10 protein-coding genes are annotated in these 25,274 nt (G+C 35.8%); 4 read left to right on the top strand and 6 right to left on the bottom strand.

What is annotated here, in order from left to right:
• Positions 1-28: 28 nt before the first annotated feature.
• The 3 genes from JMA43_RS03035 to JMA43_RS03045 form a co-directional block, all read right to left on the bottom strand.
• On the bottom strand, positions 29-382 hold the full coding sequence (locus JMA43_RS03035; protein ID WP_342154817.1) for a phage holin family protein: 354 nt from the start codon (positions 380-382) through the stop codon (positions 29-31).
• Between the two features lie 6 nt (positions 383-388).
• Positions 389-766, bottom strand: coding sequence for a YtxH domain-containing protein (locus JMA43_RS03040; RefSeq protein WP_342154819.1), 378 nt, complete (start codon positions 764-766; stop codon positions 389-391).
• Between the two features lie 185 nt (positions 767-951).
• Positions 952-2,631, bottom strand: coding sequence for a glutamine--tRNA ligase/YqeY domain fusion protein (locus JMA43_RS03045; protein WP_342154820.1), 1,680 nt, complete (start codon positions 2,629-2,631; stop codon positions 952-954).
• Between the two features lie 468 nt (positions 2,632-3,099).
• Between JMA43_RS03045 and JMA43_RS03050 the strand changes: the two genes are divergently transcribed.
• The 4 genes from JMA43_RS03050 (at position 3,100) to JMA43_RS03065 (ending at position 22,769) form a co-directional block, all read left to right on the top strand.
• Positions 3,100-5,289 (top strand): T9SS type B sorting domain-containing protein, encoded by a 2,190-nt coding sequence (locus JMA43_RS03050; RefSeq protein WP_342154822.1) that lies wholly within the window; start codon positions 3,100-3,102, stop codon positions 5,287-5,289.
• A gap of 2 nt (positions 5,290-5,291) precedes the next feature.
• Positions 5,292-7,442 (top strand): PorP/SprF family type IX secretion system membrane protein, encoded by a 2,151-nt coding sequence (locus tag JMA43_RS03055; RefSeq protein WP_342154824.1) that lies wholly within the window; start codon positions 5,292-5,294, stop codon positions 7,440-7,442.
• 62 nt (positions 7,443-7,504) lie between these two features.
• Positions 7,505-21,793, top strand: coding sequence for a T9SS type B sorting domain-containing protein (locus tag JMA43_RS03060; protein WP_342154826.1), 14,289 nt, complete (start codon positions 7,505-7,507; stop codon positions 21,791-21,793).
• Positions 21,794-21,803: 10 nt separating this feature from the next.
• On the top strand, positions 21,804-22,769 hold the full coding sequence (locus JMA43_RS03065) for a PorP/SprF family type IX secretion system membrane protein (RefSeq protein WP_342154827.1): 966 nt from the start codon (positions 21,804-21,806) through the stop codon (positions 22,767-22,769).
• A 24-nt stretch (positions 22,770-22,793) separates the two neighbouring features.
• Here the strand turns inward: JMA43_RS03065 and JMA43_RS03070 are convergent, their stop codons facing one another.
• From JMA43_RS03070 to JMA43_RS03080, 3 genes are read right to left on the bottom strand one after another with little or no spacing between them, the layout of a single operon-like run.
• Positions 22,794-23,825 carry a glycosyltransferase family 9 protein gene (locus JMA43_RS03070; protein WP_342154829.1) on the bottom strand — a complete coding sequence of 344 codons (1,032 nt, stop codon included), beginning with the start codon at positions 23,823-23,825 and terminating at the stop codon, positions 22,794-22,796.
• Positions 23,826-23,881: 56 nt separating this feature from the next.
• Positions 23,882-24,616, bottom strand: coding sequence for a glycosyltransferase (locus JMA43_RS03075; RefSeq protein ID WP_342154831.1), 735 nt, complete (start codon positions 24,614-24,616; stop codon positions 23,882-23,884).
• 8 nt (positions 24,617-24,624) lie between these two features.
• On the bottom strand, positions 24,625-25,224 hold the full coding sequence (locus JMA43_RS03080) for a DUF4254 domain-containing protein (RefSeq protein ID WP_342154833.1): 600 nt from the start codon (positions 25,222-25,224) through the stop codon (positions 24,625-24,627).
• Positions 25,225-25,274 lie beyond the last annotated feature (50 nt).

The raw sequence follows: 25,274 nt of genomic DNA on the forward strand, positions 1-25,274 counted from the left end.
TTTAAGTTTTTGTTTTAGATGTTGCTATTTAATCGCCGTCAAAGAAAACTTCAGAAGCTCTTCTTAGCACATTGCGCTCTATAGTTTTACGGAATCCGTAATAGGCAATTATTGCTAAAATAATATACGATACACCAAGAATTAAAAATCCGAGGGCGATATTATCGAGCCAAGCTCCAATAAACAGTGCGATGGAAAATGTTAGTAATAACATTGCTCCAAATAGAACTGCTCCAATGATTATAAACAGTATCATTGAAGTAGTTCCTTTTGTTAACTTTTTAAAAACGCTTAACTTATAGTATTCAAAATTGTGTTCAATAAAATCTTGCGTACTTTTTTGTAAGTTATCGGCGTTTTCAGAAATATGGTTTAAAGCCATAAATTATTATTTAGTTGCTTTGGCTACTTTAGCCTCGATTTTATTTACAATTCCTTCTTTTTGAAGCTTCGCATTCTTTTCTCTTAATTCTTCTAGTTTTGCTTCTAGCGCCACCAAAATATCATCTGCTTTATAGCTCATTGAAGAAAGTGTGTCTTCTAGTTTCGTTTCAAATTCTGCTTTAGCTTTATCAGCTTTAGAACTCAACTGAGAAGTTGTTTTCTTTAATTGTTTTTCTAACTCTTTCTGAGTTTTTTCAGCATTCTTTTTAATTTTTTTACGCGTTACATCTCCTTTTTCTGGTGCGTATAAAATTCCGATTCCTGCTCCAATAGCAGCTCCAGTTAATAATGCTAGTAATGTATTTCCTGTGTTGCTTGACATAGTTTTATTTTTTAAATGAATAAATTAATTGTGTGTTAATTTGTAGTATCTAAGATAGGCAAAATGAAAGAATTTTACGAATAAAATTGTGTAATTAGCCTATTATTAACACAGTATGTTAAAGAAATAAAAAAAGCACCCATAGAAAATGAGTGCTTTTAAATAAAAATTATGATTCGTTTTTCTTACTTATCAATTTTTGCCCAACTATCTCTAAGACCAACAGTTTTATTAAAAACTAATTTTTCTGAAGTTGTGTCGGGGTCGACATTAAAATATCCAATACGTTGGAACTGAAAGTGGTCTCCTACGTTTGCTTCTGCGAGGCTAGGCTCTACATATCCTGTAGTTACTTTTAATGAATCTGGATTGATGAACTCTAAAAAGTCTTTTCCTTCTTGGCGGTCTGGCTCAGCTTCTGTAAACAAACGATCGTATTCGCGTACTTCTACTTCTTTAGCATGCGGTATAGAAACCCAATGTAATGTTCCTTTAACTTTACGCTTACTTTCTTCAGTACCGCTACCACTTTTACTTAATGGGTCGTATGTACAGTGTACTTCGGTAATATTTCCTTGCTCGTCTTTAACAACGCTTTCAGCTTTAATGATGTAAGCATTTTTTAAACGTACTTCGCCACCCAATTTTAATCGGAAAAACTTACGATTTGCTTCCTCTCTAAAATCTTCTTGCTCGATGTATATTTCTCTTGAAAAAGGAACTTTTCTAAATGTAAGTGTTTCTTCTTCAGGATTATTCTCTGCATCTACATACTCATCGGTATTTTCTGGATAGTTTGTAATTACTACCTTTAACGGATTGAGTACCGCCATTACGCGCGGTGCTTTTTTATTAAGATCTTCTCTCACATGAAACTCTAATAAAGAAACATCAATCAAGTTGTCTCTTTTAGCAATTCCAATAGTTTTAGCAAAATTCTTTATGGAATCTGGAGTATACCCTCTTCTTCTCAAACCAGAAATTGTTGGCATACGTGGGTCATCCCAACCATTTACAATTCCTTCTTCAACAAGGCGTAACAATTTTCTTTTACTCACTACGGTATGACTCAAATTTCTACGCGCAAACTCACGTTGTTTAGGCTGTACTTTATTTGGGTCTAACACTTGTTCTAAAAACCAATTGTATAACTCTCTGTGCATAGCAAACTCTAACGTACAGAAAGAGTGCGAAACTTGTTCGATATAATCGCTTTCACCATGTGTCCAATCGTACATTGGATAAATACACCAATCGGTATTTGTTCGGTGATGTGCTTTGTGTAAAATACGATACATAATTGGGTCGCGCATTAACATATTTGATGAACTCATATCGATTTTAGCACGAAGTACATGTGCACCAGCTTCAAATTCACCATTTTTCATACGTTCAAAAAGCGCTAAATTCTCTTCAACACTTCGGTTTCTGTATGGACTATCGGTTCCTGGTGTAGTTGGTGTACCTTTTTGTGTAGCTATTTCTTCGGAAGTTTGACTATCAACATAGGCTTTTCCGTTTTTTATAAATTCTACTGCCCAGTCGTATAACTGCTGAAAATAATCAGATGCGTAACGTTCTTCTTCCCATTTATAGCCTAACCATTCAACATCACGCTTAATGGCATCAACGTATTCTTGCTCTTCTTTTGCTGGGTTGGTATCGTCAAACCTAAGATTCACAGGAGCATTATATTTTTCACCCAAGCCAAAGTTTAAACAGATAGAACTTGCGTGTCCTATGTGTAAATAACCGTTTGGTTCTGGTGGAAAACGAAAACGTAGCTTTTCTTTATCAAAGCCTTCTTTTAAATCGTCTTCAATGATATGCTCAATAAAATTTAATGATTTTTCTTCTTCTGCCATGTTATATATTAACTTATACCTGCAAAATTACGTATTTTTTATAGTGTTTTTTAATGTTAGCACGAATAATGTGTTGTAATCTGCTTATAATTTCTAATTAATTCTTACTGTGTTCTCTTTTAATTTGCAAAACGTAATTTTCTTACAATTTTTCTTCTGAATTTTTTTACTTTTTCACTCTATATTTTCTACTGAAAGTAATCCGTAAATTCAACTTATTAACAATTTTTCTTTTACTGAAATTGAATTCTACATGTCTTATAATTCCTTGTAAATAAAGTATTTTATATGAAACCAATTGGTATATTTAAAATCTAAATTGTGAATAACTTACTTAATTTCAGTCTACACATATAAAAATCTCCATTTCACCACAAAAGCTATTCATAGTTTAAAAATTCTAATAACTTTGGTTTTGTATTGTATAAAGTTGTTACTTTGTGATTGCCCAAATTAAAACATGAACGTATGAATAGAACTTTACCCAAAAAATCTATTCGTCTTTGCCTATTGTCGCTTCTACTTGGAGCTACCAGTATGCATGCGCAAGATTTAAAAAAACCTGTCTTAGGGTTTTCAGATGCTTGTGCTTCAAAAGACTTCAATAGTTTTTCCGTACAATTCAAGTGGGATCCTACGCCAATCGTAGCATCCGACAACCAGTTCGTTCTTGAACTTTCTGATGCTCAAGGCAATTTCTCTTCCCCAACAACACTTACAACACTTTCAGACAAGAACACAGTTTTCGATTTTACCTTCAATTTTAAAATGCCCGAAGAAGTTCGAGGCGAAAACTATAAAGTACGCGTGCGTAGTACTAGTCCAGCTAAAACGAGCCCTAGTAGCGATCCGTTCGGAGCATATTACCTTACTGTGCAAGAGCCTTTGGTAGTGAATAATTTTGAAGAAGCATCGGTTTGTGAAGCAACAACCGTATACCTCGAAGTTGATAATTATCCAAACGAAACTGCTTATAATTGGTATAAAGACATGGCATTAATTCCTGGAGAACACGGCCCTTCGATTGAGGTTGCCGAGCCTGGAATTTATTTTGCTGAAATAGATTACGGTAGTTATTGTTCCACTTCTACAGCTTCAAATTTGGTGGAAGTTTATATTGAAAACTCTTTAGGAGTTGAATTGATTGGAGCAAAAAAAGTATCGCTTTGTGAAGACCAAACATATACGTTAACTACCGACCTTGTTGATGAAACCGTGACATATGCTTGGTATAAAGACGATGTTTTAATTGAAAAAAATAATAGCAATACGCTTGAAGTTAAAGGAAGCGACCCTGGTTTTGCAGGCGATTATTATGTTGAAATTGAGCGTCCTGGAGGATGTAAAGAAAAGACTTCAACCGTACAAATTGAAGCTGGCGGTTTTGATTTAGATTTAGTTGCTACCAACGGTACTTTAGTTTTACCACAACAGTCGGTTTTACTTGAGGCGAACACTACCGCTGTGACTCCAACTTTTGAATGGTACAGAAACGGAACTTTACTAGCAGGAGAAGCATCGAAAACTCTTGAAGTTTCTGTAATTGGAGATTATTATGTAAAAGTTACGCAAGATGATGGATGTACGGCTAGCAAAACTTCAAAAGCTATTTCGGTTACGGAGCCTTCTGCGTATACAGCTACCATTACAGCACCAAATTATACCGCATGCGATGCGAGTTCTGTAACCTTAGAATTAACTGAAGTTGCAACCACAAACGCAGATGGAAGTCCGTATGTGCTAACTGATGAAGCTTTAGAAAACGCAAAATACCAATGGGTATATAATCAAAAAGAGCTTGCTGGCGAAACAGCAGAAACACTAACAATAGCAAAGGCTTCGCTGAACGGAAATTACCTTTTAAAAATTTCTTTGGAAGGAGGAAAGGAAGTTTCTTCAAACGCTTTCGAAGTAAAATTAGGACTTTCAGAAATGCCTGTGTTAACTGCATCTGGAAATGTAACTTGTGATAATGGAAACATGATCGAGATTACTTCTTCAGTAAAAAATAGCGAATACCAATACACATGGTACCGCAATAATGTTGCTTTAACAGAAACTTCTGCTACTTTTGCAACCAATTTATCGGGAACCTACGAATTGGAGGTTTCGGCTTACGGTTGTTCTGTGCGTTCAGAAGCATTTGTAATTAACGAATTTGACGATTCGGTAGTTACGATTGATGCGCCTGAAACCATTGCAATTCCTGAAGGAGATAGTAAGTTGGTAACAGCTTCTGGTGGTGAATTTTACCAATGGTTTGATAGTGAAAATGAATTGATAAGCAATGCGCCATCGGTAAATTTATCGGAAGAAGGAGTGTACACACTTTTGGCTTCGGTAGGCGATTGCCAAGTGGTAAAAGAGGTAAAAGTTACGCATGTATTGAGTTTTGTTGTTCCGAATGTAATTACGCCAAACGGTGACGGATTTAACGATTTATGGATTATTCCAAACTCGTATGCATACCAAAAAGACATAACGATAAATATTTACGAGCAATCTGGAGTTACAGTGTATTCAACAAACGATTACCAAAACAATTGGCCAGAATCGTCGAGTATTACGTATAGCGGAAGTAGACCGCCAATTTATTATTACAAAATAACCAAAGGGAAAGAAACCCTAAAACAAGGAACAATAACTGTTATTAAATAACAATGAAACTGAGGTTACTTTACATCTTACTTTTATGTACAACCTGCCTATTTGCGCAGGAAGATGTGCCTGTGGCCTCTATCGATATCCCTGCTCAAAACTTATTAAAGTTCAATAGATTTTTAATTAACCCTACTTTTTCTACCGTAAACGAAGACTATTCGTATTTCAATTTTTATCACAGAAATCAATGGGTGAGTTTCGACGATAATTTTCAAACCTATTTAGGGAGTTATTCAGGGAGAATAAGCGACCGTTCGGGCTTAGGCTTAAGTGTGTATCACCAACGTTTCGGAACCATTTCGAACTTCGGTGTTATGTCGAATTACGCCTACGGTATTCGTCTGTCAGAAAAGAGTAATTTAACTTTCGGTTTTAACCTTTCATACTACAACAGTGGAGTTGATAGAAGCAATATCAATCCGTCACAACCAGACGATCCAACTATTGCCGATTTACAAGACGGTTCTTTAATTTCATTTCAGCCAGGTATCAATCTTTCTATCGGAAGTTTTGATGTTGGTATTTATGCTGAAAATGCATTCGATTATAATTTTAAAACCAATGAGCCTGTAACCGATTTTCAGGATAAAACTTTTACAGGACATTTAATGTATACCAATCGGTTTAAAAATGGTGTCGGCATGATGCAAGACGCCAAGCTTACTGCTTTAACACGTGCTAGACGTGTTGGAGATGAAGATGTTAATCTTTCAGGAAGTTTAATTTTAGACATGCCAAAATTAGGTTGGGTACAAGCTGGTTATGATGATTACTACGGAATTGCTGCCGGTTTAGGATTTAATATTACAAAGCGACTTTCGTTGGGTTACACTATTGAAAAAGGACTTAGCAATGAAACTTCAAACTTTGGAGTTACACATGAAATAAACTTTGCATACGCATTTCAACCTACGCTAAGTGAGAATAGAGTGTATGAAGATTTAGAAGAAGACGAAAACTTATTGTTGGTCGAAACCGAATCTCCACAAGACACCATAACCGATAAAGATGCTGAAATTGCCAGATTGCGTAAGCTTGTTGCTGAAAACAATATGATTATTGATGAAATGATGTTTAAGCAAGACTCCATGGAAGAAGCTCGCAAAAACGATATCAATAAGCGCTTTGCATACATCATAAAATATGTAAACGACAACAAAGGTAAAGGCAATGAAGCTGAGGTTAAAGAGCGTGCTGTAGCTATGATGAAAGCTATTGATGAAGATGCATACGCAACTGCTCAAACAAAATATAACAATGAGTATAATAATCTAGGAAGTGCAAATCGAACTGCAAATTCAAAAACTGTTTCAGTTAATAAAACAAAGGCATCCCCTAAGCCAGTTAGCAATTCAAGCGTAAGCTCTGGAAACAGTTTAACAACGCCTACAACGACAACTAACCTAGCCAATGTAGCAAGTGGAGCTTACGTTATTGCTAATGTTTATCAAAACGAAAAGTATATGCATACTTTTATAGATGACCTTGAAAGTAAAGGAATCGATGCTGATTATTTTACAAAAGGACGTTTAAAATATGTGTATATCAAAAAATACAATACTGTTGCTGAAGCTACCAATGCACAAAAGTCGCAATTCAACGGTACGTATACAGATGAGGTTTGGGTGATGAATGTTGAAAGCACTACTTCTGATGATGCTACACAAACAACAACAGCAGTCGCTTCAAATGATGAAAATGAAAAACCATCGGGAAGTACATCAAACTCAAAGCAAGTTGCTATTCCTACTGAGAACGAGACTACTGCTGGCGTAATTTCAGAAATACAATACATTAACGGATTAAGTGAATGTACCGATAGGTATGTTACAAGGATATTTCATTCAGATGAGTTAGGATATTCAAATGAAGTGTTAGTAAACGATGAGCAAGAATCGAAGGATGTTCCGTCAGAAGAAAAAGGATACTATGTAATTGCCAATGTTTTTTCAGAAGAAAAAAATGCAACTAAATATGTAGATCAATTAAAAGCAGAAGGTATAGATGCGGATATTTTTATTAATCCGAAGAACAACTATAACTATGTGTATTTAAATAAGTCAACCGATTGGAACACCGCGCTCCAATGGTATAAAAAGAGTATTAATTATAAGAATGATATATGGATAATGCCTATGAAAAATACTTAGGCAACACATAAAAAACATACATAAAATTTAACAATAGTAACAAGTCCCCAAAGCTTAACACTATGAAAAAAAACTACTTTACGCTACAGTCGTACACTGTATTTGCATGCATATTCTTTGCATGTATTTCTGCTTTATCTGCTCAGGTTGGTAAAGAATTTCAACAACGCTATACTACAAACATTCGTGGTGAATTGGTTATGCTTGCTAACAATGTAGTTAGTAAAGATGACAGCTCTATTTCTGCCAATGAAGATTATACAGGAGGTAGCAATAATAATGATGTTAATGTTGAATATATTGATATTGATAATGATACTTCAACTTTTAGTTCTACTAGTTCCGATTTATCGCTACAGGAGTGTGCTAAAATTAGATATGCAGGTTTGTATTGGTCGGCAATTTATCCTTTTGATAGAGGAAGCGATGGAAATGCTACTTCGGGTACAGACATTTTAGAATACAAAACAGTAAAACTAGCAGTTCCAGGTGCAGGTTATGTAGATGTTCCTGCGGATGAAGAGATTTATTACGGAGCACCAACTAACAAATTTTGGGAAACAAGTTATGTGTGCTATGCAGATGTTACAGATTTAATTACGCCTTTAGAAAATCCAAATGGAAGCTACTTTGTTGGAAATGTACGTGCCACGCAAGGAAGAAAAAATGGTGGATCTGGAGGAGGATGGGTTTTATTAATTGTTTATGAAGACCCAAACATGCCTGGAAAATATATTTCTACGTTCGATGGTTATGTAGCGGTTACTGGTACTGTTTCTCAAGAGTTTAGTTATAGAGGATTCCAAACGATTCCTACAGGACCAGTTAGGGCAAGATTAGGAGTTGGAGCATTAGAAGGGGATAGAAGGTTATCTGGAGATAGAATGTCTATCAAAGCAGATGGAAAGTCTAATTTTACAGATTTGTCCAACGATGGTAATCCAATAGATAACTTCTTTAATAGTAATATTACTGTTGATGGATATAATGTTACTACCAGAAATACAAAAAGTAGTAATACTCTAGGTTTTGATGCTGATATTTTCAACTTAAATAATCCTTCTAATAATGTAATTGATAATGGAGAAACTGGAGTTTCTATAAAAGTTTCAACTTCTGGAGATGGTTATGGAGTTTTTTTAAATACCATTTCTATTGATATTATTGAACCAGATGTTAAGCTTACCAAAGTTGCTGAAGATATTGATGGGAATGATATAACAGGAGCAGAAGTAGACCTCGGACAGGAAATGTATTATGCTATAAAATTTCAGAATGTAGGAAACGACCATGCTGAAGATCTTGTTATTAGAGATGCTTTACCTGCAAATGTTAACATTTTAGAATCCGATATTCAATTACCAGCTTCTATAAATGGTCAAAGTGTAACTTATACGTATGATCCTGCTACACACTCAGTGTACTTTAATATTCCAGATAATTTTGTAGAGATTGATGATCCAGAGTATGAAATACGTATTAAAGTTCAAGTTGTAAACAACTGTTACGAGTTAAGAGATGCCTGCTCCAATATTATAGAAAACTTAGCATATGCATCTTATACTGGAGATGTTAATAAAGCGGTTATAACAGACGATCCGAGTGTGGCAGATTATGATGCTTGTGATATTGCAATCCCAGGATCTACAAATTTCTTAGCCGATATCGGAGAGTGTATCGTAGATACAAAAATTCCGTTATGTGGTGCCACTACCGAGCTTGTTGCAGGTAATGGTTTTGATACGTACCAGTGGTATCGACAAGATGCTTCTGGAAATTATGTTATTATTCCAGGGGCAACTAACCAATCGTACTCAACTAGTACTTTCGGGACGTATAAGGTGGTAAAAACTATTCCTGCTCCATGTTCTGCTTTTGATGAGTTTTTTACGGTTGAACCGAGAACAAACAACCCTGCTAATCCTTTTCAAGATGATGCCGACGAAGTTGTAACTTGTACCAATGATGGTTCTTTGCTTCCGAAGTTTTTCTTATGCGGAACAAACGACGACAGATTACTTTCAGCAGATAACTTTAACGGAGCTATTTCTTTTGAATGGCAACGTTTAAATGATGGTTGTTCAGAAGAAAGTATTGAAGACGATTGCCCTACAAGAAGCAACTCTTGTGGATGGACAACCATGAGTACAAGTCAAAATTATACGTTAACTGGGCCAGGAGAATATAGATTGGTTGTTACTTACGACGGAGGGTGTTTTACAAGATATCCTTTCAAAGCCTACGAAAACTCCGTAGATCCAACAATTACTTCAGAAAACATTATTTGTGAGACTTTGGGAAGTATCGATATTTCTGGAGTTTCAACCGATTATGAGTTTGCCGTAGCACTTTCTTCTGTAAATTTCGATCCAAACAATGCTACTTGGCAAGATATTCCATCTTTCGAAATTAGTAATGCAGGAACTTACAGTGTTTACATCAGACAAGCGGGTATCGAACTAGAAAGTGGCGACAGACAACCTTGTTTGTTTAAGTTTGAAAACATTGCCATTTCTAACGAAAATTTTGATGTTAATACCTCTATTACCGATCCGTATTGCTTTGGAGATACAGGTTCGATTAATGTTTCGGTAAACAATGCGCGTGCGTGGTACACTTATACCTTAATTGATAGTAATGACGATGTTGTTGCTGAAGAAAGACAAACCGACGATAACAACCACCAATTTTTAGATGTTACCGCTGGAACGTACAAATTAAGAGTAACCACAAAAGATTTTTGTTTAGCTGAAGAAGAAGTAACTCTTACCGCGCCACCAAAATTAAATTTAACAGCAGTTGTTTCACAAAATGTTAGTTGTAGAGAAGGTAATATTTTGTTAAATGCAACAGGAGGTAAAACGCCTTATAATTATGCAATTTGGAGTTATGTAGATGTAAATGGAACAGGAGGACCTTTATATTCGGATGTTAAAGACATTCCTGCTGATGCATTTCAAACACGAAATATTTTTGATATATATTTAGGAGAACAAGGATCTTACGAATTTATTGTTGTTGATAGAAACAATTGCTATGCAATTTCTAATAAAGTAACGATAGATGTAGATCCTGATATTGAATTTACTGTAAACCCTACTGAAGAGACTTGTTTGAATTCAAATGATGGTTCGATATCAATAAACTTATCTAATGCAAATGGATATAATGTTTCATATAGTATTGATGGTGTTACTTTTGGAAGTTCATCACAGTTTAACAACTTAGCTCCAGATACATACACAGTTACTGTAAGAGGAGTCAAAGGAAATATAACATGTGATTTTTCTAAAGATGTAACCATCAACCCTGGAGTTCAAATTTCAGCAACAGCTAGTTTATCTAGTGATTATTCTTGTTTAACAGATGGTGAAATTACATTTTCTAATGCTACTGGCGGCTCAGGAACTTTTGAATATTCTATTGATGGTGTAAACTGGCAAGATAATCCAGTTTTTGGAGGACTAACAGCAGGAGCTTATACACCTAGTTATAGAGATAAAAATAGCATTTCGTGTGTTCAAGAAGCAGGTCAAATTGTAATTGACCCATTAACAAAGCCAACAGATATAAACTTTACCACAACCACACCACAGTGTCCTTTGCAAACATCAGATGTTACGCTTTCTGTTGTTGGAGGGGCAGGAGCGATAAACTATACAATTATTGCACCTACAGTTGCAGTTACAGACAATGGTAATAACAATGTTTTTAACGGCTTAAAGGCAGGGAATACTTATACCTTCCGAGTTACAGATTCAAAAGGTTGTACGTATGACGAGAATTTAACCATTCCGTTATCAACTCCTATTGGAGTGGTAGGTCAACGAATTAGTAATGTAAGTTGTGTTGACGGAAAAGATGGAGAGATAAGATATACTGTAAGCGGATTCATCACTAATTATAATTATACAGTTGTAGATGCTTCAAATACAACTGTAGAAAGTTCATTGGTGGCGCAAACTACTTCAACAATAAATATTACAGGACTCGAAGCAGGTACGTATACAATTACGGTAACCGATTCAGAAACAGCATGTACAGACACCGATACTGTTATTGTAGAAGAACCTACGTCTCCATTGGTAATAGGTACGCCAGATGTAACACACGAAAGTTGTTCTTCTTCAGGAACAGTTTTAGGAGCTGTTACTATTTCTGCATCTGGAGGGTGGGGAAGTTACACGTATAAACTATTAGATAATACAAACACCTCTATAGCTAGTAATACTTCAGGCTCATTTACAAATCTACCTTCAGGAAGTTATACTATTCAAGTTGAAGACGCTAACGGATGTAATACAGAAACAAGTAGTTTTAATATTGATGCTGCTATACCGCCTACACTAAGTATTTCTGCTAATGATGTTTGTTATAATACAACATCAGGATTAACATTAACGGCTACTGTTACTTCTGGAGGTTCTGGAGTTTTGAGTTATACATTAAATGGAGAAAGAACAAATACTGTGGGTATTTTTGATAAGCTGCAGCCAGGAACACATACTATTACAGTAACAGATGGTAAAAATTGTACAGATACAAAATCTATCACCATCAATCCTGAGTTAAAAGTAACAGCTTCAGCTCAACCTATTTCGTCTTGTGCTTCTGCCACAAATGTTACCATTACAGCTAGCGGTGGAGATGGTAATTATGTATATTCTTTAGTTCCTTCAGGGGATTCTCCAGGTACGTTTTCATCAACAAACCCAATAGTTGTAGGCGCTGCAGGGACTTACGATATATATGTTAGAGATAAAAATGGAGCTACAGCTTATTGTGAAGCAAAGTATAGCGTCTCTATTACAAAAGAAGATTCGATTACAATTTCTGCTACTAATACAGAAATTTTATGTAACGGAAATGGTAATGCGTCTCTTACAGTTACAGCTAATAATGGAAAACCTCCATATAGATATAGTATTAATGGAGGAACTTATCAAGATAGTAATGTTTTTAATAATCTTGCTCCTGGAGCTTATGTTATTAGCGTAATAGATAGTAATGATTGCACAGAAAGTCTTACTTATATTTTAGAAGAGCCAGACCCATTAAATGCATCAGCTGGAGTTTCTGCTTTAGTTGGTTGTGATTCAAATGGTGCTGAGGTAAGAATAACAAATCCTCAAGGGGGAACTCCTCCATATGAATATAGCTTTGATGGAGGTTCTACCTATACTTCTAGCGCTGTAGGGAAATTACCAGCTGGAGATTATACAGTATTTGTTAGAGATTCTAAAGGATGTATTTATGGAATGGATGTCACAGTTGATAATCCACCTTCGGCTCCAGAATTGCCATTTGTGTTAACCTATAATTGTGATGGGACAGGAAATGTAGTTGTAAATCCATCTATAAGTACATATGATTATACATATAGCTTAGGGGGCAGTTTAAATACGCCTGCAGATTCAAATGTTTTTACAGGTTTACCTGTAGGGACACATACAATTTCTGTCTCTTATGAAGATACGACACCAACAACATATTCAGACCTTTTAAATGAGAACTATGGTGTTGGACAAACTACTACAAGTCCAAACATAAGTTCGGTTTATTGTTATGAACCACAAGTGAGCAACGTTAATATTGATTGTATGCCTGAAGCATCCAACAATATTAATATTAACGATGGAGAGTATGCGGTTACCTCTAAAATTGTAAGTCCGTTTGGAACATGGGATTCTCCAGTAGATCATACTACAGGTGCTAGCGATGGGAGATTCTTGGCAATTAATGTTGGTAGTGTAGCAGGTCAAGGTGGTATAATTTATCAAAAAACTGTTCAAGATGTAATTCCAAATCAAAATATTATAGTTGAATTATATGCTTATAATTTAATGAGACAAGGAACTTCTGGGCAAGATCCAAATATTGAAGTTCAACTTGTGGATAAATCGGGTAATGTAATTAATAACTATGTTTCAGGAAATATAGCTAAACATACAAGTACTTCAGATTGGAATAAAATTGAAGTTGCAATCGATCCAAAAAATAATACAGAGCTTGATATTGTTATAAGAACAAATAATATCGCTACAAATGGAAATGATATTGCTATTGATGATATTTATGCATATCAGGTTCCAAAACAATGTCCTTTTACTAAGGAAATTCAAGTAACAATTGAAGATGGAAACGCCTTTGGTGCTGAAATTATCGGACAAACTAATGTTTCTTGTAATACTAATAGCGATAGTGAGCTTACCATATCGGTAGTAAATTTTGGAGCTAGCGGATACGAATATAGTTTAGATGATTTTGCTACCATACTGGGAAGTTCTACAAATACAACAGAAACAATTTCTTTAGGACTTGGAGAAGGTTCTTATACGTTAGCTGTTCGAGATGTAGCTAATCAAAGTACAACACCTCCATTAGCATGTAGTGCACCACTTCCATTTACAATTACAGAGCCAGATCCAGTAGTAGTTACTGCGCAAATAACTTCAGAAATAACATGTAATGTAACAACAGCAACTATAACCGCAACCACTGCACAAGGAGGAACGCCTGGATATAATTATCAGTTAGAGGATGAGTTAGGAAATATTATTACTGGTTATGATTTTGCTACCAATACTACCAATAGAGTTTTTAGCAACTTACCTATCGGGAATTATATAGTTCGTGCAAAAGACAGTAATAACTGTGAAGCAGTTTCTGAAGCTATATCAGTAGCAGCTCCAGAGACAATAGCTTTTACAGCAACCCCAACTTCATGCTATGCTGGAGATAACAATGCAACGATAGAAATAGAAGTTACTTCCGGTAATGGTAACTATCAAATTAGTTTGAATGGTGGGGTTTATAAAGACTTTAATATAGATGATACTCACCATACTATTTCTGGACTTACACCAGGTTCTTACGAAATAGACATTAAAGACGGGTATGGATGTAATCTTACAAAGACGGGAATTGTTATAACGCCCAAACTAAATGCTATTATAGTTCCAAAGGATATTGCTTGCAACCCAGGATCTATAGAAGTTACTACTTCTGGTGGTGACGGAAGTTACCAATATGCGTATATGACTTCTGGTAGCACGCCAACAGTTTCAGATTATGTTACTTCAAATACTTATACCGTAAACTCAGGAAGTGCAGGCTCTTATGATGTATATGTTAAAGATGGGAGTGATTGTACTTATATGGAGACGGTAGAAATTAAAGAAGTTACAGCAATAAGTGTAACCGCAACTGCAACACAACCTAAGTGTTATAATGATAATGGAGCTATAGATGTAACAATAACAGGAGGTGTTGGGCCTTTTAAAATTGTACTAAATGATGGAGTTACAGATGTTAAAACGGTAGATGATTTTACAGGAGTAACGAGGTCTTTTGTAAGACTTCCTGCAGCAAATTACACCATTACTGTAACCGATAATTATGGGTGCCCTGCAACAGCTACAGCAAATCTTGTAAACCCAGAAGAGTTGACAGCAGATATTGATCCTATTTTACCAGCTACGTGTGTGAGTTCGGTTCCTGATGATTATGGTTTTGAATTTGAAAATTATCCAAATACCATAGGTACTGTTCAGTTTAGTGCAGATGGAGGAGTAACTTGGCAGTCTTCTCCGCAGTTTACAGGAATCGGATTTCAGTCGGGTGATATTGTTTATCCATCTATAAGAACTGTAGATGGAACAGGAAGTACTATATGCCAAACAGACTTCCCTAGATATATTATTCCTTATCCTTTAGATGATTTGAACATTACAATTTCAGCTATTGTAGTTAATTGTGATGAATTACAAGTAGATGTTCAAGGAACGCAGGGTAATCCTCCATATGAATACACATATTCAGAGGACCCATCTACTTTCGACCCTATAACAGCTACATGGACAACTCCAACACCAATTAACCATGTTTTTGAAGATTTGGTTCCAGGTAAAACATATGTTTTTTATGTAAGAGATGACGCAGGGTGTGTACGCCAAAGTAGTAAAAATGTGAATGAATTGGTTACTTTACCAATGGAAATAACAAGTACATATGAACCTGCATGTGCTGGTTCAAATGATGCTGAGATAACATTTACAGTAACAGACACCGATGGTACTGTAGAAAACAGTATGACTTGGGAGTTATACGATGTTGATGGAAATGTTATCAAAACAAGTGTAGGGATTGAACCTTTTGCATCCCCACAAGAAATTAAAGTTACTGGACTTGCTCCAAATGAATACTATATTAAAGTAATTCAAGTAGATAATGGAGGAACAAATAGCTGTATTGGTGCGAGTGAAAATATCCTAATAGAAGAGCAAAAACCAATTACAGGAAACCCGATTAATGCTAGAGATATTACATGTGATGCTCCAGGACTTATAGAAGTACTAGATATTACTGGTGGTGGAGGTTCATATACTTTTACACTAACTAGCAGTAATTTCGATATTGATAATGACGGTATTTACGACCCAGCAATTGATTTTATTACAACAACCAACAACCCAATGGATGTTTCTATTGATGATGTGTTAGATCCTACAGTTGGTTCTATAACAGTAAACGTGTCAGTAACAGATCAATTTGGATGTACAAATAACTTAGGATCTGTAGCTCTTACTATTTCGCAACCACCAGTTATTACTAATGTTGTTACCGATAATTGTGATGGAAAATCAACAATTACAATTACAGCAACTGGTGGAACAGGAGATTATTACTATTCTATTGATAACGGACTTACTTTTGGTCAGTTAAACGACAATGAGTTTACTAAGCTTCCAACAGGATCTTACGATATTGTAGTAAAAGATACTAACGGATGTACTGTTTCTGGAGCTTCACAAGTAAATGTGTATGATCCATTAATTGTAAAAGCAGATCTAAATGAAAATTTAGATTGCCAAACGGGAGATCAAAATGCTGAACTTATTTTTGAAGTGAGCGGAGGTTCTTCTGCATCAGCGCTTTCTAACATCACCTACACAATTACAGGGCCTACCGGGTTTAGTAGTTCGCCTACAGATGTGGTTATGGTTTCGAATCCAACAATTTTTACAGATGCAAATGTTCCAGGCACCTATACAATAGCCGTTACAGATGCTGCAAATGGCGGCTGTACAGTAATAAAAACTGTTGTAGTGCCAGATAAAATAACTCCTAAACCTGTTATTAATTCTAAAACAGATGTAGATTGTTTTAATGCTGATAATGGTTCGATTACAGTTTCAGCAGTAGATAACGGAATAGGGCCTTTTACTTTTGAAATTGTAGAATTGAATGGAAGTTCAATTACCAGTATTCAACCAGATAATACAGCTCCTGCATACCAAGCTACATTTAGTGGATTAGCAGGTACAGTATCTGGTAATACGTATACTATAAAAGTAACAGGAAATTCAGATAATACGTGTTCTTCAACAATTACAGAAACAATTTATCAACCAGCTCAATTAGAGAATTTAATGCTTATTCCAACGCAATTTGCTTGTACTGTAGGTAATGCTTTAAATGAAGCTGTTGTAAAGGCAAGTGGTGTTACTGGAGGAACTGGAAGTTATACTTATGAATTTATCTATGACAATAGTACTCCTTCAGATCCTTCCGACGATAGAATCCAAAAAGGAGCTGAGGATACTTTTAACGTTTCGAATATTGCTGGAGGTAATGTTGTAGTTAATGTATATGATGAAAACGGATGTTCTATTTCTGATGATGTAGATATTTTACCATATAATAAATTGGAAAATATAGGGACAACACCAATTAATCCAACATGTAATGGTGGGGATGGAAGTATTCAGGTAGATGTAACGTTATCGTTGGGTATTGGAACGGATGTTTTAATTTACACATTATATGATGCTTCAGGAAGTCAATTAAATTCCTTTACTGGTAATGTAGATTCTCACACTTTTACAGGATTAGATGTTGGAAACTACCAAGTAAAAGTTGTTAATGATAATACGGGTTGTGAGTTAAATAGAACAGAAGAATTAACAGATCCAAATACTTTCGAAATCGATTTAAATGTTACCTCGAGTGTAGTGTGTTTTGGCTCTCAAACAGGAGAAATAACAGTAGAACTTCAAGATCCTACTTATTCAGGAAGTGTTATTGTTTATATATATAATACCAATGGAACGCCAAATGATAGATCGGATGATGGTACAGCTATTAAATCTGCTTCAGGTGTTGGAAATTCAATAATAACACTAGATCAATTTGAAACAGGTACTTACCTTGCTGAGGTAATTCAAAATGATGCTCCTTATTGCAGTCAAACAACGGTATTTACAATTACAACGCCGCCAGTTGCACTAACAGCCGACACTACTGTAAATGCTCAAACCTGTGCTTTAAACGACGGAGTAATCGAAGTTATTAATACTACTGGCGGATGGGGTGGTTATAAATACTATGTAAGTACAACACCAATTCCAGATGAAAATGATGTTACAAACTATTCCGATAACCCTCGTTTTGAAGGATTAGGTACAGGGACATACGAGATTTGGGTAATCGACCAAAAAGGTTGTCCACTTCAATTACCTTCCGAAACTATTGCGGTTCCTACTCCTATAACTGGAAGTATAACTGCTACTACTCAAAATTGTGATGGATTGAGTGGCGAAATTACAGTAGATAATGTTTTAGGAGGTTCAGGAGGTCTCTATCAATTCCAACTTATAAAAGATGGTGCCGATTTTGGAACTCCTCAAATTGGAATGACAACAACCTTTACTGGATTAGGAGCAGGAATTTATGAAGTGAGAATTTCTGATACATGGGATTGTTCAACAGTTCTACATACATCAATTACTTTATATGAAGAGATTGCACTTAATTATTCCATAGATAACAGTATTTCTTGTGATGCAACAAATGCGAATGTAGGAGGGCAAGTTACTATTGATGCTACTGGTGGAGATGGAACCTATTTATTTGAGGTTGAATACCCTGATGGTACAATAGCTAATAATGGTAGTAACCCAGTGTTTACAGGGTTAGATCAAGTAGGGACATATACATTTACCGTTACAGATGGTGTTGGATGTTCTAAACCAATAATATTAGATTTAGATGCGCCTGTTGTGCCAGAATTAGTAATTTCTAAAACAACAAATGTTTCTTGTGAAGGTGCTAGTGATGGAACAATTAAAGCATCTGTAACATCAACTACGGCTGTAAATCCACCTTATACGTATGTGTTAACGGGACCTGTTACAGCTACAAATACTAGCGGATTGTTCACTGGGCTTCCTGCAGGAAACTATACCGTAACAGTAAACTCTGCTTTAGGTTGTAACGATTCAGAAATTGTTACTATTACAGAGCCAATGGCATTAGCTTTTACAGCTTCTGTAACTACAGAGTTTGCTTGTAACCCAGATAATACTATTGCTCTTGGAGAAATAACTGTAAATGTAGATGCAACAACAGGCACAGCTCCTTATTTATATAGTATTGATGGAACAAATTATCAAAATAGCAATGTATTTAACGTAGTTGATACTGGAAGTACCGAAAATTACACACTGTATGTAAAAGATGCTAATGGTTGTTTCGATACATACCCAGTTGTAATAAGTCCGCTTCCTAAAATTACCTCAACAATGGTTTCACTTGTTACTGCTATAACTTGTGCAAATCCAGAAGAAGTTGCTGTTAATGTTACTGGCGGTTCTGGCGATTTTACTATTGATATATTGCCTTCAGGACCATCTCAAAGTATAATAGGGCAAACAGCAAACTTTAATTTACCTACATCTGGTGATTATGTTTTCCAAGTAACAGACAATGTTACAGGGTGTTTCTATATTACAGACCCATATACAGTGGAACCATACAATACTATTGAAGCTACTGCAAGTGCAAGTTCGAGTATTAGTTGTTTAGGCTCAAATACTGGTGAAATTACAGTTGATGTTAAAAACTATGTAGGTAACTATGCGTATGAAGTTTTTGAAAGCAACGGAACGTCCATTGGATTAATAGGCTCTGGAGTAGCCTCTACAAGTACAATTGTAAGCGGTATCCCTGCTGGTAATTATTATGTTGAAATTACAGCTACAGACACTCCTTACTGCCCAACAACAACGAACACAGTAAGTATTAAATCGCCAATAACAGCATTAGATATAAATGTTACAATTACTGAGGATTTAAGTTGTGTTTCTAATATTGCTGAAATTGAAGCTTCAGCTAATGGAGGATGGGGTAGTTATCAATTTGCCTTAGTAGGACAAGGAAAAGTGCCTTCAAATTCAGATTATGCTTCAAGTAGTACTTTCACTAATATTTCAGCAGGAACATATGATGTGTATGTTAAAGACGCTGGAGGATGTGAAATGTTTGAAACAATAACGATTACACAACCATCTCCAATTGTAGCAAATTCAACAGCAATTTCTAGCAGTATTTTATGTGAAGGAGATAAAACAGGAAGTATAACCGTTTCTGTAATTTCTGGAGGAAGACCAGATTTTGACTCATCTGTAAGCTATTTGTACATTTTAAATACATTGGACGAAGTTGGAAATGTTACTTCTAGCGCTACGCCTCAATTATCAAATGTATTTACTAGTTTGGGTGCAGGTAATTACAGCGTAACTGTTACCGATAATTACGGTTGTGATTCTGATACAAATCCTGTATTTATTACAGAACCTAGCGAGGTAGTTGCCTCTTTACGAATCCTTAAAAATAACACTTGTACAACGGGTGCTACTCTTGAGCTTTCGGCAAGTGGAGGTACAGGAAATGGATATGAATATAGCACTTCTGAAAACGGACCTTGGACACCAATGTCTGGAAATAGTGTTCAAATTCAAGTGCCAGGACCGCTTACAGTAGCAGTTACACATCAGTACTTTGTTAGAGATGCCGAAGAGTGTATTTCTCAAGTATCGAATACGGTTACTATAAACCCTGTTAGGGAGCTAGAAATTTTACCAACTGTGGTAACAGATGTAAGTTGTTACAATGAGGCTACGGGGTATATTAAAGTAGATGCTCAAGGCGGATTAGGAAACTATTTATACACACTTTACGATGTGTCTGGTAGTGTTGTGGTGAGACCAGAGCAAACCCAAAATACATTTACCGATTTACCAGCAGGGGTTTATTTTGTTGAAGTTAATAGTAAAGATTGTTCTGCTACAGAGCGTATTCAAATAGAAGAAGGGCAAGAATTAACCTCTAAAGAACCAGTTATTTTCAATCCGTTGTGTTCTGATGATTTGGGTAGAATCGAATTAGAACTTCAAGGAGGTACAGGAGATTATCAATTTGCAATTTCTCCAAACCTTGATCAGTTCCAAAGCAAAAATGTTTTTGAAGATTTAGAACCAGGAACTTATACCATTATCGCTCAAGATTCAAAAGGATGTAATCCGTTTGTTTATAAGAGAGAAATTAAAGCGCCAAGTCCAGTTGTAGCAAAAGCAAACATTCTAGAAAAAGAGTTCTGTGCAGGAGATAAAACAGGAAGTTTCGAAATTAACATTGCTGGTGGAACAGCTCCTTATTATACAGCTTTAAACACTCAAGACGAAGACAAGTTTGTTGAAAACAGAACTATGTTTGAAGGTCTTGAAGGTGGAGAAACGTATGTGGTGTTTGTAAAAGATGCCAACGGATGTACAACCAATGTTATTGTAACGCTAGACAAAGCTGTAGATCTTTCGCCAAGAGTAGAAATGAATCAGATTTGTTTTGAAAACAGTTCAGTAAACGAAGTGGTTATCGAATTGGCACAAACAGATTTAGAAGAGGTTATCTATAAGTTAGATGATGGCCCAGATCAATTTGAAAATACGTTTACCAATTTAACACCTGGAGATCATAAAGTAACGGTTTCTTACTACGGATGCGAGAAAACAGTTGAATTCACAGTAGATCCTATCGATCCGTTAAATATGTCGGTTGGAGAGAGTAATATCAATCAATTTACAATTTCTCCAAGCGGTGGTGCTGCTCCGTATCAATACTTTGTAAATGGAGTTTCTACAGGTGGAAATCAAGAATACATCATTAAAGAAAGTGGCGACTACGAAGTAAAAGTTATTGACGCCAACGGATGCGAAGTCGTAGCGCAAATCTCAATGACATTCATCGATATTGAAATTCCAAATGTATTTACTCCAGATGGAGATGCCAATAACGATACTTGGTCGCCAAATAACACTTTATTGTATCCAAATATGGTTACGCAAGTATTTGACAGATATGGTAGAGTAGTAGCTGAATTGAGATTTGGTGATGAATGGGACGGAAAATATAATGGAGCTGAACTTCCAACAGGAGATTATTGGTACGTAATAAAACTCAACGATTCAACGGATGATAGAGAGTTTGTTGGGCATTTTACACTTTATAGATAATAAAAGAAAGATGAAAAAATTTTTAGTAAGCATAGCAGTTGCAATCGGATTTTCGGCTAACGCGCAAGAGTTAACACTACCAACGTTTACTCAATATTTAGCCGATAACGAGTTTGTAATTTCTCCCACCTATGCTGGTATTGGAGATTATGTAAAAATACGTGGAAATGCACTTACACAATGGGTGGGTATCGATGATGCACCAGATACCCAAACCCTTGTTGGAGATGTGCGTCTCGGACAAAAATCGGGGATAGGAGCTTTGATTTACAATGATAAAAATGGAAATACACGCCAAACAGGAGCACGTCTTTCGTTTGCGCACCATTTAACGATAGACGAGACAGAAGATCGTTTTCTTTCCTTCGGACTTTCATACAACATCAATCAATTTAGAATTGCTGTTGAAAATTTTGATACCGATGGCGATGGAATTCCAGACACTGCAGATCCAAGTATTGGCGACGATCGTTCTACCACCAATCACAACTTCGATGTAGGTATTTTATATCGAAGCGGAGGCTTTTTTGCAAGTGTAAATGCATCCAATATTCTGAATAAAGAATTAAATGTTTTTGCAATTAATGAGCCTAACAAACTTCGAAACTATTATGTGTATTCGGGGTACCGATTTAAAAAGAATATCCGCTCCAACTTTGAGTGGGAACCTTCTGCCTTTTTTCAATATTTTGAAAGTGATGGTCGTTCGAGTACCGATATCAATATGAAAGTTCGTTATTGGGATTTTGAAGATTACTATTGGGCAGGAATAACCTATCGCTTCTTAAACGATCAGTTTTTAGATCCTTTAAATGTTGGACCAATGGTTGGACTTAAAAAAGGGGCGTTCTATTTTGCGTATTCTTATCAAGTTGTTTTAAACGATATTCAACTTTACAGCTCTGGTACGCATATGGTTACCATTGGGCTCGATATTTTTCAAGGACTTAGCAACTGTCGTTGTACCATGCGATAGTCAATTAAAAAAACAACTTGTGATTTAATCTTTTAAAACCGATTCGATTTTTTCAATTACCTGCTGAGGTGTTATCGTACGCATTACATCTTTGTAATTTTCGGGAGCTTTGTTTCCGTAGATAGAAGTTGGAATCAACGGATATTTCTCTTTATCAGCAAGCAGTGCGTAAGACGATGGTTGTTTGTACGGATAAAACCCAGCATACGGATGTGTAACACCCCAGAGCGTTACAGTTTTTACACCATACATCGAAGCTAAATGTCCGTTTCCACTATCCATCGAAACCATTAAATCTAAATGCGCGATGAGTTGCAGTTCTTCTTCAAAAGAAAGTTTTTTAAAAGTGAAAATAGTATTTGAGTAGGTTTTACTGAGCCTTTCCAATTCGCTTTCATCTTTTGGCCCACCAAAGAGAATAATTTTATAGTCCTCAGTTTTTGATAGGAACTCAATAACTTGTTCCATCAAATCCATCGGATACATTTTCGTATCAAAAAAAGCAAAAGGCGCAATGCCAATCCATTTTTTGGTGTCTTTTCCAAGGAGGTCATAAATTTTCGGACTCAAATCTTGGCACTCAGGAATTTTATCTCTCGAAAGGTCTACTTGCAAGCCCAAAGCCCTAAAAACGTCAGCATAACGCTCTAAAGTACTTTTTAAAGGGTTGAATTCTTTTCCTGAAACCAGTTTTGCTTTTTCACTTCTTCCTTTGTCAATTGTTTTTGAAGAAACACCTTTCAGCTTAAAAAGTGTTTTTATCACGTTGCTTCGAAGCGACCCATGTAAATCGGCAATTGCAGTGAAGTTGAGGTGTTTTATTTCTGTATAAAACTTTAATAATCCTTTAAAACCTTGATGTTCGCCACGGATATCCGCAGTAACAACTTCTACGCCTTCAACAGTTTCAAAAACAGGTTTCAGAAACAATTTAGTAGCAACCGTAATTTTGATATTTTTATTTTGCTGAAGCACACATCGAAGCACAGGCACAGCAATGGATGCATCGCCAATATCAGAAAAACGAATAACTAGGATGTGTTTTGTGCGCTTCATAAAGTTAATTTGCGATTTTGGATTTAATACTTTTTTAATAAAGTCCACAATGTAGATTATTTCCAATAATCGGCTACCCATTTTGCAGGGCGTACATAGCGATACCACTTTCCACGACCACCTTTTATAGCTTTATGTGGATTGATTTCGCCGTGGAAAATAATAATTTTCGAACCTTCAGGGATTTCTGGAGTTTTCCAAAACGCAAACGGAATGCGAGACACGCAATCGTATTTATAGCTAGGGCACCACTCGGTTGGCCAATAGTTTAGCAACCCTTTTTCATGAACTGCCCACGAAAGATATTCTTGTTCGTTTCGGTGGTCTTTTCTTATGGTATCGAAATTTTCTACAAAATAATCGTACACATAACCGTGTTTACCAATTTCAAATCGGTATACCGACGAGTTTCCAGTAATACGCCATTGTTTGTTGTAATCTTTGATGATCATAAAAGCATTATCGTCTTCAAAAAAACAATCAATATTATCTACAATCACCACATCCAAATCTAAAAAGAGTGCCGTTCCTTGCAATCCGTAGAGGTCTTCTTTTAGCGTGGTTAATTTTTTCCACATACGCTCTGGTAAATTGGAATTTATCTTTACCTCCGGAATCGGAAAACACTTGATGTCCTTATCAATTCCAGTTTCGTCATCAGTAAAACAAACCATAGTAAAAGGCAACGTTAAGTTGCGTTTCACCATGCTGTGTAGGCGGTTTACATAAGTGGAATCGTAAAGCGTTCCCCACTTCATGCAAAATATATGAATGTCTTTTTTAGTACTCATTTGTAATGTTATTTTTTATAAAGCACAGGGTTTAAGCTTTCGTCGTTGTACATTTTCATTTGCTTGTACACTTTCATGTATTTTTTCCCTGTTTCAATATCTTGTAAAAGTTGATCAATTGCCAACGATAAATCTTTTTTCTGCTCGAGTAGAATATCCAATTTTTCTTGGCATAGTTTTTTATGACTTTCGGAAGCATCGGTTCGTGTTGCTTCTTCTTTCATATGATATATTTTTAAAGCCAAAATCGAAAGGCGATCGATTGCCCAAGCTGGACTTTCCGAATTGATAGTAGCATCAGGTTGTATAGCTATATCTTTATATTTCTGAAGAAAATAACTGTCAATATATTCCACCGTATCGGTACGATCTTGATTGGAAGCATCTATTTTTCGCTTCAAAACTAAAGCATCCTCCGCATTAATTTCAGGATCCCTAATAATGTCCTCATAATGCCATTGCACGGTGTCAATCCAATTTTTTCGATACAACAAATGCGCAATATCATCTTTCGGATACGGATTTACAAAAGGCTGTTCCACCGTATCTTTTATATGATAGGTTTGAATACTTTCCTCAAAAACTTTAAAAGCCAGTTCGCTAAACATTCGATTTTTACTTTAAACCACAAATATACTTATTTAAAGATGGATGAATT

It is taken from the genome of Joostella sp. CR20, assembly GCF_038433465.1.
Lineage (GTDB): Bacteria > Bacteroidota > Bacteroidia > Flavobacteriales > Flavobacteriaceae > Galbibacter.